Annotated in this window: 12 protein-coding genes and 1 tRNA gene; 6 read left to right on the top strand and 7 right to left on the bottom strand. The window is 63.2% G+C overall.

Annotated features, from left to right (window positions below):
- The 4 genes from tssF (at window position 1) to JQ633_RS03315 (ending at window position 7,322) form a co-directional block, all read left to right on the top strand.
- Window positions 1–1,968, top strand: coding sequence for a type VI secretion system baseplate subunit TssF (gene tssF / locus JQ633_RS03330; protein WP_211982310.1), 1,968 nt, complete (start codon window positions 1–3; stop codon window positions 1,966–1,968).
- Entirely contained in the window at window positions 1,932–2,996 is a 1,065-nt protein-coding gene (tssG, locus tag JQ633_RS03325) for a type VI secretion system baseplate subunit TssG (RefSeq protein WP_211982785.1), read from the top strand. Before tssF ends, tssG begins: the two co-directional genes overlap by 37 nt.
- Window positions 2,997–3,093: 97 nt before the next feature.
- Window positions 3,094–5,730, top strand: a complete 2,637-nt coding sequence (gene tssH / locus JQ633_RS03320) for a type VI secretion system ATPase TssH (RefSeq protein WP_211982308.1) — start codon at window positions 3,094–3,096, stop codon at window positions 5,728–5,730.
- A gap of 5 nt (window positions 5,731–5,735) precedes the next feature.
- The gene (locus JQ633_RS03315; RefSeq protein WP_211982307.1) at window positions 5,736–7,322 is read left to right on the top strand and encodes a methyltransferase regulatory domain-containing protein; all 1,587 of its coding nucleotides are present in this window, start codon (window positions 5,736–5,738) and stop codon (window positions 7,320–7,322) included.
- A 48-nt stretch (window positions 7,323–7,370) separates the two neighbouring features.
- Here the strand turns inward: JQ633_RS03315 and JQ633_RS03310 are convergent, their stop codons facing one another.
- The 7 genes from JQ633_RS03310 to JQ633_RS03280 form a co-directional block, all read right to left on the bottom strand.
- Window positions 7,371–8,249, bottom strand: a complete 879-nt coding sequence (locus JQ633_RS03310) for a hypothetical protein (protein ID WP_211982305.1) — start codon at window positions 8,247–8,249, stop codon at window positions 7,371–7,373.
- Window positions 8,250–8,287: 38 nt separating this feature from the next.
- The gene (locus JQ633_RS03305) at window positions 8,288–8,515 is read right to left on the bottom strand and encodes a hypothetical protein (protein WP_211982303.1); all 228 of its coding nucleotides are present in this window, start codon (window positions 8,513–8,515) and stop codon (window positions 8,288–8,290) included.
- A 110-nt stretch (window positions 8,516–8,625) separates the two neighbouring features.
- Window positions 8,626–8,701, bottom strand: a tRNA-Lys gene (locus JQ633_RS03300).
- 173 nt (window positions 8,702–8,874) lie between these two features.
- Entirely contained in the window at window positions 8,875–9,468 is a 594-nt protein-coding gene (locus tag JQ633_RS03295; protein ID WP_211982301.1) for a Spy/CpxP family protein refolding chaperone, read from the bottom strand.
- Between the two features lie 122 nt (window positions 9,469–9,590).
- On the bottom strand, window positions 9,591–10,874 hold the full coding sequence (locus tag JQ633_RS03290) for a TRAP transporter large permease (RefSeq protein WP_211982299.1): 1,284 nt from the start codon (window positions 10,872–10,874) through the stop codon (window positions 9,591–9,593).
- Window positions 10,874–11,446, bottom strand: coding sequence for a TRAP transporter small permease (locus JQ633_RS03285; RefSeq protein WP_211982297.1), 573 nt, complete (start codon window positions 11,444–11,446; stop codon window positions 10,874–10,876). Before JQ633_RS03285 ends, JQ633_RS03290 begins: the two co-directional genes overlap by 1 nt.
- 301 nt (window positions 11,447–11,747) lie before the next feature.
- Window positions 11,748–12,755: a TRAP transporter substrate-binding protein gene (locus JQ633_RS03280; protein ID WP_211982295.1), complete on the bottom strand. Its 1,008-nt coding sequence runs from the start codon at window positions 12,753–12,755 to the stop codon at window positions 11,748–11,750.
- A 756-nt stretch (window positions 12,756–13,511) separates the two neighbouring features.
- On the opposite strand from JQ633_RS03280, the gene JQ633_RS03275 reads away from it, so the two are divergent.
- A complete protein-coding gene (locus JQ633_RS03275; protein ID WP_211982293.1) occupies window positions 13,512–15,209 on the top strand; it encodes a putative bifunctional diguanylate cyclase/phosphodiesterase in 1,698 nt (565 codons plus the stop codon).
- 272 nt (window positions 15,210–15,481) lie between these two features.
- Complete coding sequence (locus tag JQ633_RS03270) at window positions 15,482–15,943, top strand: (2Fe-2S)-binding protein (RefSeq protein WP_211982783.1); 462 nt, start codon at window positions 15,482–15,484, stop codon at window positions 15,941–15,943.
- Window position 15,944 lies beyond the last annotated feature (1 nt).

The following is a 15,944-nucleotide window of genomic DNA, read 5'->3' as shown; positions in this document are numbered from 1 at the left end:
ATGAATCGCGAATTCCTCGACTTCTACAATCGCGAACTGTCGCTGCTGTACGAGCATGCGGAGGATTTTGCCGAGGAGTATCCGGGCATCGCCGAGCGCCTCGGCGGCCTGATCCGCGATCGCTCGGATCCGATGATCTCGGGCCTGTTGGAAGGCGCTGCGTTCCTAGCCGCGCGCGTTCAGCTCAAGCTCAAGCACGAGTTTCCGGAGTTCACGGCCAATCTGCTCGAGCAATTGGTCCCGAACTATCTCGCGCCGACCCCGTCCGCGATGCTGGTCAAGGCCCAGCCGACCTATGCCGATCCCGCCTTGCGCGATGGCAGGAAGATTGCGCGCGGCGCCTATTTCGACGCCACCTACCGCGAACGGGAACGCAGCCTCGCCTGCCGATTCCGGCTGTGCCGCGATATCGTGCTTTGGCCCTTTGACGTCACCGGCGCCGAGTATTTCGCGACCGCGGGTGCATTGCAGGCCCTTGGGGTGCCCGTTGGCGGAGAGGTCATCGCGGGGCTCAGGCTCTCATTGACCCACCGTACCGCCGCGCGGCTCGACGAGGAGCCTGATGACGCGGAGGCCCGCCGCAAGCCCGACACCTGGTTTGCCGGCTGCCGCACCAGCGAACTCCCCATCTATCTGACCGGCGCCGAATCCGATGCCATCGCTCTCTACGAACAATTGACCTCGAACTGCGTCGGCATTTATTTCCGCTACCTCGATGATTTCGGCGATCCGGTCGTGATCCGGGCGCCGAACGACTGCGTGCGGCAAGTCGGCTTCGACGAGAACGAATCGCTGTTTCCGAACGACAACCGGGTGTTTCGCGGCTCGGAGCTGCTGCGGGAGTATTTCGTGTTTCCGCGCAAGTTCCTCGGCATCAACCTGACGGGACTACGCTCAGTGATGCCGCGTCTGCGCAGCAAGTCGATCGACATCGTCTTCGCATTCGATGCGCACAATTCGCGCCTTGCCGCCTCGGTCCGGGCGGAAACATTCAGTCTCTATACCGCCCCGGCCATCAACCTGTTCGAGAAGACCAGCGATCGCATCCCGGTCAAGTCGAACACCCACGAATACCACGTGGTCCCTGATCGGAGCCGCTATCTCGAATACGAACCGCACCAGGTGCTCGAAGTCTACGCGCACTTTCCGGCGGAGAAGGACAAGCGGCCGGTGCGCCCGCTGTACTCCGCCGCCGTCGACCGGACGGCGGGATCGGTCGAGGGGCTTTATTTTACGGTTCGCCGCTTGCCACGGCGTCGCACCGTCGAAGAGAAGACCTATGGCGCGGCCTCCGACTATACCGGGACGGACATGTTCCTTTCCCTGCTCGAACCCGGCGACCTGCAAGGCGACAAATCCGCCACCGAGTTGAGCGTGCGGGCACTGTGTTCCAACCGGCATCTCACGGAGCATCTGCCGGTCGGCCAGGGCGGCGCCGACTTTCGCCTGCTGGACGACACTTCGCTCGAGCTGATGTGCATCGCCGGTCCGACCCGGCCGCGCGAGCCCGTGGTGGCGCAGTTGCGCAGTCGCAGCGAGATCGCGAGCGGCGGCGTCGTCAGCTGGCGCCTGATCAACATGCTGAGCCTGAACTATCTCGGCCTCGTCGAGCGCGGCGGCGGCAAGTCTGCGGGCGCACTGCGGGAAATGCTGTCGTTGTTTGCCGACCAGTTCGACGACGCCACGGAGCGAAAGATTCGCGGCGTGCGCAGCGTCGAGAGCAGGCCAGTGGTCCGCCGTGTGCGCGAGCGTACCGGAAGTGGCGCCGCGCGCGGCCTGGAAATCACCGTCACGCTCGACGAGAAGGCATTCGAGGGCAGCGGCGCGTTCCTGCTCGGAGCCGTGCTGGAGCGCTTCTTCGCCGATTATTCGGGCTTCAACACCTTCACCCAGACCGTCATCGCAACTCCCGAGCGCGGCGAGATCATGCGCTGGCCCGCGCGCATGGGCTCCCGGAGGCCGCTGTGACGCTGATCGACCAGATGAAGGCCGAGCCCTGGCGGTTCGATTTCTTCCAGACGCTGCGCCAGCTCGAGCGTTCCAACCCGGACCGGCCGCGGATCGGCGACAGTGCGGCGCGTCGGGACGAATTTGTCGACCTCGGTCAGACGCCCTATCTGGACTTTCCCGCGTCCAATCTGAGCGCCGTCGACGACCGCGACGGCAGGCTCAGAATTCTGGTCAAATTCCTCGGTCTGCTCGGGCCGCAGGGCGCACTGCCGCTCGCCACCACCGATGAGAGCGTCGGCTGGGAATTGATGCGGGACGATGCTTTTCCGCGCTTTCTCGACCTCCTCAATGGACGCTTCCTGCAATTGTTCTTCCGCGCCTGGGCCGACGCACGGCCGATCGCCCAGCATGATCGGCCACCGGAGGACCGCTTCATCGCCTATGTCGGCTCCTTCGCCGGCCTCGGCTCCGACATCTTTGCCGACCGGGACACCGTACCGGACATGGCGAAGCTGAGCTTCGCCGGACTGGTGTCTCCCCGGGCGAAATCCGCGTCGCGACTGGCGCGGTTCCTGCAGGGGCTTTTCGACGTCAAGGTCGAGGTCGACGAGTTCGTCGGCACCTGGCTTGCGTTCGACCCAAGCCATTGCAGCCGGCTCGGCGCGGCGCATGCCAAGCTCGGCCACGATGCGCTGCTGGGCTCGCGCGTGTTCAGCGTCGAGGACAAGATCAGGGTCCGCGTTTTCGTGAAGAATTTTGCTCAATACGAGCAGTTCCTGCCCACCGAAATTCCCAACCTGTCGGAGCCGCTGGCTGACGCCGTCTACTTTTATGTCGGCGACGAACTCGAGTGGGAGGTGGAACTCGCTATTCCCGCGGGGTCGGTCGTCCCGATGAAGCTGGGACAGAGCGGACGCCTTGGATGGACCAGCTGGATGTCACCGAACTGGGCCTCGACCGAGGAATATCGCAGCGACGCCCGCTTCCACCTTGCCGAGCGTTTGAGAGCCCGGCGGAGCGCGGCAGCAGACACCGCGCCGGTTTGAACCTATCCACTGGTCCGATTGTCCTAACATCATGGAATTCGAGCCGATTTCCACGATGAGCCGGACAACGCCAAGCAAGTGAGCAGGAGGCGCTACCGTGGCCGACATCAGCATTGAGGTTGTGACCGGCAAGCTGAACCGGGCTGGTTACGACGCCTTCATACAAGCCCTGCGTCACGCCAAGAGCGCCAGCAACCGCAACGTCGAACTCGCGCACTGGCTATTCCACATTCTGCAGCAGGAACGGACCGACCTCAGCCTGTCGGTAGATCACTACAAGCTGGACCGCGGGCGGCTGCTGTCGGACCTCGCGGGCGTCATCAACGGCTTCCGCAAGAACGTCACCGACATGCCGAATTTCGCCAACTCGGTCATCGATATCCTCGACCGCGGCTGGCACTACGCCACGCTGTTCTTCGGCGAGACGCAGATCCGCACCGGCCACCTGCTGGTCGCCGGCCTGAAGTCGAACGATCTGCGGCGGACGCTGGAGGACATCTCGAAGGAATTCGCCAAGATCAACGTGGACGCATTGGCCGCGGAGCACCGCGCCGTCTGGGCCGGCTCCGACGAGGAGACCATGCGTCCGATGGACGGCGCCGGACTCGCGGGTGCCGGCACCGACGGTGCGGACCGTGCAGGTCCCAAAGGAACCACGCCGCTCGACCGCTTCTCGCAGGATCTCACGGCCAAGGCGAAGTCGGGCCAGATGGACCCGATCCTGGGCCGGGATCACGAGATCCGGCAATTGATCGACGTGCTGATGCGTCGGCGGCAGAACAATCCGATCCTCACCGGTGAAGCCGGCGTCGGCAAGACTGCCGTGGTCGAGGGATTCGCGCAGCGCATTGCCGCAGGCGATGTACCGCCGCCGCTGCGCGGCGTCAGGCTCTGCGCGCTCGACATCGGCCTGATGCAGGCCGGCGCCTCGATGAAGGGCGAGTTCGAGCAGCGCCTGCGCTCGGTTATCGACGAGGTCCAGAATTCGCCGACCCCCATCATCCTGTTCATCGACGAAGCCCACACCCTGATCGGAGCCGGCGGCGCGGCCGGCACCGGCGACGCGGCCAATCTGCTGAAGCCACCGCTCGCCCGCGGCACGCTGCGCACCATCGCCGCGACGACGTGGGCGGAGTATCGCCAGTACATCGAGAAGGACCCAGCCCTCACCCGGCGCTTCCAGCCGATCCAGGTCGATGAGCCGGATGTCGAGACGTGCTGCATCATGCTGCGCGGTCTGCTCGGTCCAATGGAGAAGCACCACGGCGTCCGCATCTCGGACGGCGCAATCGTGACCGCGGTCAACCTGTCGCATCGCTACATTCCGTCGCGGCAACTGCCCGATAAGGCGGTCAGCCTGCTGGATACGGCTTCGGCGCGCGTCGCCATCAGCCAGAGCGCGACGCCGGCCCTGATCGAGGACGCTCGCGTTGCCATAGCGGCGCGCGAGGCCGAACGAACCGCGCTGGTCAGCGACGGCGATCTCGGCGACGAGAACCGCGAGCGCGTCACCGCGATCGACGGCGATATCGCGACGCTCAAGGACAAGCTGGCCGCGCTCGAGGCCGATTGGGCGAAGGAGCAGGAGATCGTCAAGGACATCCGCAGCATCCGCGACATCCTTGCCGAGAAGGGAGGCGACGACCCGGCGGCGAAACGCGATGAGCTGCGCGGCAAGTTTGCGACGCTCGAGAGCATCCATCCGGAAAAGCGGATGATCTATGCCCATGTCGACCAGCAGTCGGTGGCATCGGTCGTATCCGACTGGACCGGAATCCCGGTCGGCAGGATGATGCGGGACGAAATCGAGACCGTGCTGAAGCTGCCCGAAATTCTCAATCGCCGCGTCGTCGGCCAGTCCCACGGGCTGACGATGATCGCCAAGAGGATCGAGACCAGCCGTGCCAGGCTGGACAATCCGTCGAAGCCGATCGGCGTGTTCATGCTGGCCGGGCCGTCCGGCGTGGGCAAGACGGAGACCGCGCTGGCGCTTGCCGAAACGCTCTACGGCGGCGAGCAGAACATGATCACGATCAACATGTCGGAATTCCAGGAGGCGCATACGGTCTCCACCCTGAAGGGAGCGCCTCCGGGCTATGTCGGCTATGGCGAAGGCGGCCGCCTCACGGAAGCGGTCCGGCGCAAGCCCTACAGCGTCATCCTGCTGGACGAGGTGGAAAAGGCCCATCCCGACGTCCACGAGATCTTCTTCCAGGTGTTCGACAAGGGCGTCATGGAGGACGGCAACGGCCGGCGCATCGACTTCAAGAACACCCTGATCATTCTGACCACGAATGTGGGCACCGACCTGATCATGGGCCTGTCGCGCGATCCGAAGTATCGCAATGAACCGGAAGAGCTCGCCAAGCTGCTGCGGCCGGAATTGCTGAAGGTGTTTCCTGCGGCGCTGCTCGGCCGCATCGTCTCGATCCCGTACTTTCCGCTGTCGGACGAGATGCTCGCCGGCATCGTCAGATTGCAGCTCAACCGGATCGGACAGCGCCTGCGCGACAACCACAACGCCGCGTTCGGTTACGATGATGCGGTCGTGGAGCACATCGTGTCCCGCTGCAACGATCCGGATTCCGGCGGGCGCATGATCGACAATATCATCACCAACACGCTGCTACCCGAACTGTCGCGTGAATTCCTCAGCAAATCCCTTGCCAAGGAGGAAATCAAGCAGGCCCAGGTTTCGATAGCGGACGACAAGTTTTCATATTCGTGGAACTGACCGCGATGAACATCCAGACCGAACACCGCCAGCCGACCACCGGCACCACGCCTTACGACGAAGTGTATTATCCCGGCCACGTCTACGGGCTCACGCACCCCAATCATCTGGCAGCTATCGGCACCGTCTACGGCATGCGGCCGGCACCCGTCGAACGCTGCCGGGTGCTGGAGCTCGGTTGCGGCGTTGGCGGCAACCTGCTGCCGATGGCCTTTCAGTATCCGAACAGTGAGTTCATCGGCATCGACTTGAGCGGCGTTACGATCGAGCGCGGCCAGCGCAACATCGCCGCACTGGGCCTGAGCAACATCAGGCTGCTTCACTACGATATCATGGATGTCGACGCGGCCTTCGGGCAGTTCGACTACATCATCGCCCACGGCGTGTATTCATGGGTCCCGCCGGACGTGCGCGCGAAGATGCTGACCATCTTCAAGCAGAATTTGGCGCCGCAGGGGATTTGCTACGTCAGCTACAATGCGCATCCGTTCTCGCATATGCGCGACATGGTCCGCGACATGATGCGTTATCACACGCGTCACATCACGGGGATGAAGGAGAAGGTCGGACAAGCCCGCGCAATCGTGAAGTTTCTGAGCGACGGCTCGAACTCAACTTCGGTGCACGGCGCAGTGATGCGCGATCAGTGCAAGCGCGTCCTCCAGGCTCCGGACGAATTGCTGTTTCACGACGATCTCGATCAGGGTGCAAGGGCGTTCCTGTTGCACGAAGTCGTCGAGGACGCCGGGCGGCACGGTCTTCAATATCTGAGCGACTCCGATTTCTCGCGGCGCAATCTTGCCGGCTTCAGCGAAGAGGTCTGTGCGACGCTGCAGCGCTTCCCGGAAAGTGAGTTCCTGGCACGCGATCAGTACAAGGACTTCATCGACGGCAACGGTTTTCGGCGGACGTTGCTTTGCCACGAGGGCATTACCCTTGATCGCCAGGTCGAGCTCGACTTCATCACCCAATTCTATTTGCTGAGCACCACCAGCCCGCGCCAGCCTGATTTCTGCCTGACCGACGATTCCGAGATGGAATTCGAGAATCAGGACGGCAGCCGGATCACGGTGACCAAGCCGCTGTTGAAGGCCGCACATCTTTGCCTCGGCCGGGCCTGGCCGCGCGCACTCTCGTTCAGGGAACTGCTCGACGGCTCGCGAGCGCTGCTGGAAGACCGGCAAGCCGACGATGACGAACGGGTCCTGACGGAGGCCTTGTACATCCTGGCTTGCAGCGGAGAGGTCTCCTTCCTGAAGTCACCGCCGTTCCTCGTGAAGGAAGTCACCGATCGCCCGCAGGCGAGCCTGCTTGCCCGCAGACAGTCGCAGAGCGGCCCCCTGGTCACCAATCTGCTCCACCAGACCGTGCAGCTCGAGGACGACCGGACGCGCCACTTCGTGCAACTGCTCGACGGCTCGCGGACGATCGAGGAAATCGTCGCGGAAATGACAGCGACCTTCGGCGCAAAGATCGAGGTCAAGCAAACAGACGACGCCGGAAAATCCACCGAGCCGTTGCAGATCTCAACCCGCGAAAGCGTGAACCGTTCGCTCGCGACGATCGGCAAGCTCGGCCTGCTTGTTGCCTGATACGCCCGAAGCGCCCGACTTGGCGGGTTGAGAATACCGCGACCTTCGTCAGCGCGCGCCCTTCGGCTTGGAGCCGAGCAGATCGTGCGTCCCGCTGACGCTCAGCGTTCCCGAGCACTCGAACCCGCCGAACATCCCGCAGGATCCCGTGACGGTCAGGCGCAGGTTCTTGCTTTGATACATGTCGACCGAAAGGCCAAATCGCGAAAAGTCATTGGCGCTGTTCGGCAGGATCAGGTCGATATGATCGATTGCCCAGCGTGGCACTTTTGGATTGCTCTTCCAGAACAGCTCGTTGACGGCGTGGTGGCCGAAGTTCGGCCCGACCGTGAGGGCGCCGTCCGCGCCCTCGAACACGAAGCCCGTCTCGTCGATGTGAACGTTGACCCGATCGGGCGCCACCGCGAAATGCAGGGACGTGATGTCCTGCGGCTGCGGGTCCTTGCCGAACTGCGCGCTGTAGCCGTCGCTCCATTGCCCCCGGCCGCGCCCGAGCCCGAAGCCGTGCCGGCCGGGAAGGTCGCGCGTCGAAAGCGGCCTGTCGGAGAGTTGCGGGCGCCAGATCTCGCGGAACCCCTTGCCGATCGTTGCCGCCATCGACAGGTCAAGAGCCCAATGCGACGCCTTCTCGGGGCTGCGCCCCTCCGCGAACGCATCGAAGCCGTCGCTCGTCTTGGCAATGCGCAGCTTGTCGATCAGGCCTTCCCAGTCCTTCGGCAGGAAGGTGAAGCCGTCGAGCGTGCTCGTCGCTGCCGCCGCACCGTACTTCTGCAATTGCTTACGGATGTACGGCTTCTCATCGTAAAGCCGGACATCGGGGTTCGGTCCCGCGAAATACTTCGTCAGATCGATCTGCGGCCGCAGCATGGACAGTCGCGCCGCGATCTTGCGGTAGGTATCGGTCGTGGTCGGATCAGTGGTTGTCACGGGACCGCCTCGGAGGAGAATTTCGTCCGTAATTGGTGTCAACCGCGTCCGCTTGGGTTCAACGCAGCCCGCGGCAGGGATTGGGCCTGCCAACGGAACGACGCGTCGCGATGCAACGCGTGCAGCGATGGCCGCGGCGAAACCATGCGCCCTGCCATACTGCGATATCGCGGAGGGAAATAGCTTGAGAAGGCAAACGTGTTGCCGAGGCCGAGCGCCACGCCAACGTGCGTCATGCCGGCGATCGGCGAGCGGTGCTCGATCATTATCAGGCAGCTCGTTGCGGATCGGGCGTGACCTCAACGTCCCGTCGCACGAGATCCGATTGGTCTCGACCGCCATCCCGCGAAGGCTTTGGAAAATAGAGAGATTCCAATGGTGGGCGCACCAGGGCTCGAACCTGGGACCCGCTGATTAAGAGTCAGCTGCTCTACCAACTGAGCTATGCGCCCGGAACTTGTCCGGAAGTGACCCTCGCAAGAGGGCCGTCGTTTAGCAGGGCGATTTCCCGATGTCCAGCAAGCTGGACGATTTTTCCTGACTTTTTCCAGCGCTTCGAACGCGCCGAAGGCCGCCGGATTCCGGCGGCCTTTCAGTCACTTGGCAAAGGCACTGCAGCCGGTGCTCAGAGCCGGCCGGAGCGCTCCTGATCGCCGCCGCGGTCATGGTCGTAGCGATCGCGATCGGGGCCGCGGCCGCCGCGCTCCCAGCGGTCGAATCCGCGCTCGAAGCGGTGGCGGCGCCAGCCCTCGGCGCCGAAGCCGCGGCTTTCCAGATGGGTCAGCATCGAGAGCCGCCGCTTCTGGTTGTCGTCGAGCGTCTTGTAGAGCGGGTCGGCGGCATCGGCGATCTTCTTCAGCGAGGCCGCGGTCGCAGCCATGCTGTCGGCCCGCTCGCGCAGGCGGGTGACCGGATCGGCCGGCTTCTCGGCCTTGTTGTCGCCGTCGTTCTTCTCGGCGGCCATCCGCGCGTTGGCGCGATCCATCCGCTGCTTGGCGAAGTCGCGCACCGCGGCCTCGACCGCGGGCCACAGCTTCTCCTGGTCCGCCGTCAGCTTCAGCCCGGCATGGACCGCGGCGATCCGCGCGTCGAGGAAGGCGGCGCGGTCCTCGGGGCTCATCCGCATCTGGCCGTGGAACCAGGGCCGATGCTGGGCATAGACCACGGTCGAGCCGGCGAGCGTGAGCGCCGCGATGCCGGCGAGCAGAACTTTCTTCATACGAACCTCCTTTGAAGGTTGCTCGAAGATGATGCGCCCCGCCCCTGCCTGCAACTTACCGATTGGACAGACAGAGCTCCCTTACCAAGATGTAATTCCCGGTTAACACCCGGAAACGTCCCCTAAATCATTCCCAACATTCGCGGCAGCCACAGCGAGATTTCCGGCACGTAGGTGATCAGGCCGAGGAATACCAGCATCGCACACAGCCACGGCAACACCGCGATGGTGATCTCGCTGATGCCCATCTTGGCGATACTACTCGCGATGTAGAGGTTGAGACCGACCGGCGGATGGCACAGCCCGACCTCGGTGTTGACGATCATCAGGATGCCGAGATGCACCGGATTGACGCCGAGCTTGGTCGCCAGCGGATACAGGATCGGCGCCATGATCAGGAGGATCGACGACGGGTCCATCACGTTGCCGGCGAGCAGCAGGATGACGTTGACCACCAGCAGGAACATCCAGATCGAGAAGTTCTTGTCGATGATCCAGGCCGCCATCGCCTGCGGGATCTGCTCATGCGTCATCAGGAACGAGAACAGCACCGCGTTGGTGATGATGTAGAGCAGCATCGAGCTCATGCTCGCCGCCTGCAGCAGCACCTTCGGCACCTCGGAGAGCTTCAGCTCCTTGTAGACGAACACGGTGATGAAGAAGGCGTAGGTCGCGGCGACCGCGGCCGCTTCGGTCGGCGTGAACACGCCGCCATAGATGCCGCCGAGCACGATGCCGATCAGCAACAGGCCCCAGATGCTCTCGCGGAACGCGTTGAACTGCTCGCCGATGGTCGCCTTCGGCATCCTCGGATAGCCATTGCGCTTGGCGACGAAGAAGGTCACCGCGGCCAGCATCAGCGCCAGCACGACGCCCGGCACGATGCCGGCCATGAACAGCGCGCCGATCGAGGTGTTGGTGGAGACGCCGTACAGCACCAGGATGATCGAGGGTGGCACCAGGATGCCGAGCGCGCCGGAGGTCGAGATCACGCCGACGCCGAACCGCTTCGGATAGCCGTGATCGACCATCGCCGGCATCATGATCGAGCCGATCGCAACCACGGTGGCGACGCTGGAGCCGGAGATCGCCGCGAACATCGCGCAGGCCGCGACGCCGGCGAGTCCGAGGCCGCCGGGCAGATGGCCGACCAGCGAGGTCGTGAACGCGATCATCCGCCTTGCGACACCGCCGCGGGTCAGGAAGGTGCCGGCCAGGATGAAGAACGGAATCGCCATGATGCCGAAATTGTCGAGGCCCGAGAACAATTTCAGGCCGACGCTCTCGATCGGCACCTGCGTCATCGTGAACAGGAAGGTCAGCACCGTCAGGCCGAGCGAAATCGAGATCGGCATGCCCGTCAGCATCAGGGCGAACAGCAGTACGAAGATGATGGTGGCGTTCATCACGCTTCTCCAAGCGCGACGGGCGCGGTCTTGCTGGTCTCGACGCCATCGACATGGGCGGCGTCATGGTGCGGCAGCTCGTTGCTGAACCAGTAATTCCAGCACACCTGCAGGAAACGGAAGCACATCAGATACGAGCCGAGCGGGATGCAGGCGTAGACGATCCAGCTCGGGATCTCCATATCGGGCGACACCTGCGTGGTTTGCATCAGCTCATAGACGAACTTGGCGCCCATGGTGCCGACGATCCCGGTGAACAGGGCGCCGCCGAGCAGGCCGAACAGGATCACGCCCTTGCGCCAGCGATCGTTGAGGCGGTTGATCAGGACGTCGACGCCGACGTGGACGCCGGCGCGCACGCCATAGGCGGCGCCGAACTTCGCCATCCAGATGAACATGTAGATGCAGAGTTCCTGCGACCAGGCGAGGTTGATGCCGAACAGGTACGGATACAGGATCGGCACGTCCACCAGGAAGCGGTGCACCACGGTGATGAAGGTCAGCAGCGTCGCGGCGCCCATCAGGCTCGCGATGATGATTTCCTCCAGCCGGTCGAGAATCTTCAGCAGCATTGATCTCCCCAATGGTGGCCGGACACGGCGATGCGGCCACGCCCCCTGCCCGCGACCTGGCGCGGCCGCGGCGTCCCTCGTTTGCAGTCCCAATCAGCCGCGCGGCTTGTGCTCGCACGTGGTGAAGATGTTCGCTTCACCTCGCCCCGCTTGCGGGGAGAGGTTGAAATTCAAGCTACGCTTGAATTTCGGGTGAGGGGGAGCTTCCGCGCGCACATCTGTCATCGATTACGCTGAGAAAGCCCCTCACCCCAACCCTCTCCCCGTAAGCACGGGGAGAGGAGCTCTTCTATCGTCGACCTCAGTTCACCGGGCTGCGGCCCGTTTCCTTCAGGAATTCGTCGATCAGGGGCTGGCCGACGCGCGAGGCGACGTCCTTGTAGATCGGCAGCATGGCCTTGCGCATCGCCTCGTCCTGGTCGTGGGTCAGCGTGATGATCTCGGTCTTGCCGCTCTTCTTGATCTGCTCGAGCGCCTCGTCGTTCTCCTTGGCGGACTGGCTATTGCCGTACTCGGTGGCTTCCTTCATCGCCTTGGAGAGCTGCTCGCGGATATCGGCCGGCAGGCCGTCCCAGAACTTCTTGTTCACGATCACGATGTAGCCGATGTAGCCGTGATTGGTGACGGTGGCGTACTTCTGCACCTCATGCATCTTCTGGGTGTAGATGTTCGACCAGGTATTCTCCTGCCCGTCCACGACGCCGGTCTGCAGCGCCTGGTAGACATCCGAGAACGCCATCACCTGCGGGATCGAGCCGAGCGCGCGGAACTGGGCCTCGAGCACCTTCGACGACTGGATGCGGAATTTCAGGCCCTTGTAGTCCGAGGGTGCCACCAGCTTCTTGTTGGCGGTCATCTGCTTGAAGCCGTTGTCCCAGTAGGCGAGACCGGTCATGCCCTTGGAATCGAGCAGCTTGAGCAGCTTCGCGCCGACCGGGCCGTCGGTCACCTTGCGGAGCGACGCCAGGTCCGGAAGGATATAGGGCAGATCGAAGACTTCGAATTCCTTGATGCCGATCGGGCCGAACTTCGCGTTCGACGGCGCCAGCATCTGCACCGCGCCGAGCTGCAGGGCCTCGAGCTCTTCCTTGTCCTTGTAGAGCGTCGAGTTCGGGTAGACCTCGACCTTGACCTTGCCGGCGGTGTACTTCTCGGCGAGTTCCTTGAACTTGTCGGCCGCCTTGCCCTTGGGCGTGTCCGCGGCTACCACGTGGCTGAACTTGATGACGATCGGCGATTGCGCCGAGGCCGGTGCCACAAAAGTCAGCGCTGCGATCGAAGCCGCAGCCAAAATCATCAACTTACGCATGTTTCCTCCCGCGTATTGCGGAGCCGAACTATCGTGCCCCGAGACATCCGGCCGCACCTTTACAGAGAAGCGACCGCGAATGCCATTGCCCCTTTAGCAGGGTCTAATTTGCCCATTGTTGCGATGCACAACGGGCTGCGACGGCGATATCAACATCGGCCGTTGCGACCGTTCGATGACATCGCCACACGCTGTGCCCGCTCACGGCCGCGAGGTCAATGACGGTTGCGGAAATGACGAATTCGCGAGACGCGAATGCTCGCTGGCGTTGCGGTGGCGACGCGCCCGCCAAACAGCGCGGCGTCATCACCCGACTCGACCGGGTGATCCAGTATTCCAGAGACAGCAGTGCTTGAGTCGATAGGCCGCGGCGTACTGGATCGCCCGGTCGAGCCGGGCGATGACGGCGGTGGTTGGGACCGCAGCCTCGGATTCTCGCGAGACGCGAATGCTCGCTGGTGTTGTGGTGGCGAACGCGCCTGCCCCATGTTGCGTGATAACCGCCATACACCGGCGTCATCACCCGGCTTGACCGGGTGATCCAGTATTCCAGAGACAGCAGTGCTTGAACCGAGAAGCCGCGGCGTACTGGATCGCCCGGTCGAGCCGGGCGATGACGGCGGTGGGTGGGGACCGCAGTCTCTTCCGTTTCAATTTGAGGAATCTCCTGCGGAGGGCGGTAACCATCCGTCGTAACATTGCGCAAACTCGGACGGCGTAACTGTCGCCTTGAGTTGGAATAGCATCGGAGCGCAGATGTATTCGAGACTCCTCGATCCGGTTCGAGAAGCATTCTGCTCACCATCCCCGGCCACGCGGGTGCTGGTTCTCGCTGCGGTTTCGTTCGGCGCCTTGGGCGGCACGTGGCTTGTCTATACCGACGGCGGAGCGCAATTCGCCACCCTGCAAATTCTATATCTGCCCATCATCCTTGCTGGGTTGGTATTCGGAGTCATCGGCGGCCTCGTCGCCGGCGCCGCTTCCGGGCTCCTGCTCGGCCCCTTCATGCCTTTGGACGTCGCGCACGGCGAAGCTCAGCAACTGGCCAACTGGCTGCTCCGCGCAGCCTTCTTCTGCCTCGTCGGCGGGATTGTGGGTATTGGCGCCAGCACCCTGCGCCGGCAGTTGAACCGGCTTGACTGGCTCACCGAACACGACGCGGGGACCGGCCTCCTCAATCAAGTCGGTTTCGCGCGCCTGCAACGGCAGGCGATCGAGCGCGACCGGGCGGCGGTCGAGCGTCTGCTCGTAGTGGCGCAGATCAAGAACATGCTCGACATCCAGAACACGTTTGGTGCCCGCTTCGCCGAGAAACTGCTTGAGCAAGTCTACGCGCGGGCACGAGCGATCGTTCCGGCAGACCTCCCGATCGGTCTTCTCCAACGCGATCGTCTCGTCGCGGGCTTCGACGGCATCGCCGCAACACGCAAGCTGCGCGGAGAGATCGCGACGCGCATTCGCTTGCCCTATCGAGTCGATGAGGTACCGGTTTACGTCGACTTCGCATTCGGCGCGGCCGCCTTTCCCGCGCACGGCCGAACGTTCGATGAGCTGCTGCAAAGGGCCAAGATCGCCATGCACGCGGCGGCCACGCGAAACCTTCCGTTCGTCCTCTACGACACCGCCGCCGACGTCAGCAGCCGCGAGAACCTCGAGCTGCTCGGCATGATATCGGCCGCACTCGCCAACAAGGAGTTCGCAGTGTGGCACCAGGCGAAGCTTCATCTGGCAACCGACAAAATCGCCGGCACCGAAGCGTTGTTGCGATGGCGTCACCCACAACGCGGCTTCATTCCGCCCGGCGCGTTCATTCCGCAGGCGGAGGAAACCCCGCTGATCGATGATGTGACCAAATGGGTCATCGGCGCGGCGCTGGCGGATCTGGCTGCATGGCGCGCCCGTGGACATTCGTTCGGCGTGGCCATCAACCTTTCCGTTCACAATCTGCACGAACGCTCACTGCTCGAGACCCTTCATGAGACGGTAACGCTGCATGGCATCGACCCGCATCAGGTCGAACTGGAAATCACGGAAAGCGCCGTGATGGATGACTTCGATTACTGCGTGGTCCTGATGCGGCGGCTGCGCGATCTCGGCTATCGGGTATCGATCGACGACTTCGGCACCGGCCATTCGTCGCTGGCCTATTTGAAGAGGCTGCCGGTCTGCGCGCTGAAGATCGATCAGGCCTTTGTACGTGATCTCGCCATCGATGAGAGCGATCAGAAGATCGTACGCGCCGTTCTCGAGTTGGCGAGGTCGCTGAACCTCGACAGTGTCGCCGAGGGCGTTGAAGATGAAGCGGCGCTGGCATTGTTGCGGGAATGGGGCTGTGACTATGCCCAGGGCTATGCCGTGCACAGGCCGGCCCCGTACAACGAATTGCTGGCGTGGCTCGAGAAGCCGCCGCTGAAGCAAAACCTCCGCCTGCAAAGACCGCAAATCCTGACGTAGGTCGGCCGCTGCATCGGGTTCACAGCCGGCACGCATCAGCCGGCGCGGTCCCGCTGAACCGGACGATCTCGATCATGTCATATCGATTGCAGGCAACCAGTGGTAGGTGCTCATTCCGCGCACGGTTCCGCAGCATCGGATGCGGCCGCGCGACGTTTTGCGCAGAACTGCCTAATCGCAGTGCTTGGCAGTGCAACAAGGCTCGGTTACGCTGCCGGGACACGACTACTCTGGACGTGACGACGACAATATTCGCAACGGAGCGAAGCAACATGATCGAGCTCACGGTCAATGGGATCAAGCGTCAGGTTGACGTCGTTCCCGAAATGCCTTTGCTTTGGGTTTTGCGCGACGAACTCGGGATCACGAGCGCAAAATACGGCTGCGGCATCGCGCAATGCGGCGCCTGCACCGTGCAGATCGACGGCATGGCCGTGCGGTCCTGTCAGGCGCGGATCGGCGATATCGCAAGCAAGTCGGTCGTCACGCTCGAAGGGCTGGAGAAGAAAGACCAGCACCCGGTGCTGCAGGCCTGGATCGAGCATCAGGTCCCGCAGTGCGGCTATTGCCAGACCGGCCAGATCATGCAGGCGATCTCGCTGCTCGAGTTGATCCCCCAGCCGACGGACGAACAGATCAACGAGGTGATGTCCGGCAATCTTTGCCGGTGCGGCACCTATCCGCGCATTCGCGCCGCGATCCATGCGGCTGCCGGCAAGATGGCGGAGAAGTGAC

Source organism: Bradyrhizobium tropiciagri, assembly GCF_018130505.1.
Taxonomy (GTDB): domain Bacteria; phylum Pseudomonadota; class Alphaproteobacteria; order Rhizobiales; family Xanthobacteraceae; genus Bradyrhizobium; species Bradyrhizobium tropiciagri_B.
The sequence above is the reverse complement of the archived record's forward strand: the minus strand, read 5'-3'. Positions and strand labels throughout refer to the sequence as shown.

Bases quoted from the DNA above. Each gene is read 5' to 3' on its own strand.
- JQ633_RS03285 (WP_211982297.1), bottom strand. From the start codon at position 11,446: ATGCTGCTGAAGATTCTCGACCGGCTGGAGGAAATCATCATCGCGAGC.
- JQ633_RS03315 (WP_211982307.1), top strand. From the start codon at position 5,736: ATGAACATCCAGACCGAACACCGCCAGCCGACCACCGGCACCACGCCT.
- JQ633_RS03305 (WP_211982303.1), bottom strand. From the start codon at position 8,515: ATGATCGAGCACCGCTCGCCGATCGCCGGCATGACGCACGTTGGCGTG.
- JQ633_RS03275 (WP_211982293.1), top strand. From the start codon at position 13,512: ATGTATTCGAGACTCCTCGATCCGGTTCGAGAAGCATTCTGCTCACCA.
- tssF (WP_211982310.1), top strand. From the start codon at position 1: ATGAATCGCGAATTCCTCGACTTCTACAATCGCGAACTGTCGCTGCTG.
- JQ633_RS03295 (WP_211982301.1), bottom strand. From the start codon at position 9,468: ATGAAGAAAGTTCTGCTCGCCGGCATCGCGGCGCTCACGCTCGCCGGC.
- JQ633_RS03290 (WP_211982299.1), bottom strand. From the start codon at position 10,874: ATGAACGCCACCATCATCTTCGTACTGCTGTTCGCCCTGATGCTGACG.
- JQ633_RS03270 (WP_211982783.1), top strand. From the start codon at position 15,482: ATGATCGAGCTCACGGTCAATGGGATCAAGCGTCAGGTTGACGTCGTT.
- JQ633_RS03280 (WP_211982295.1), bottom strand. From the start codon at position 12,755: ATGCGTAAGTTGATGATTTTGGCTGCGGCTTCGATCGCAGCGCTGACT.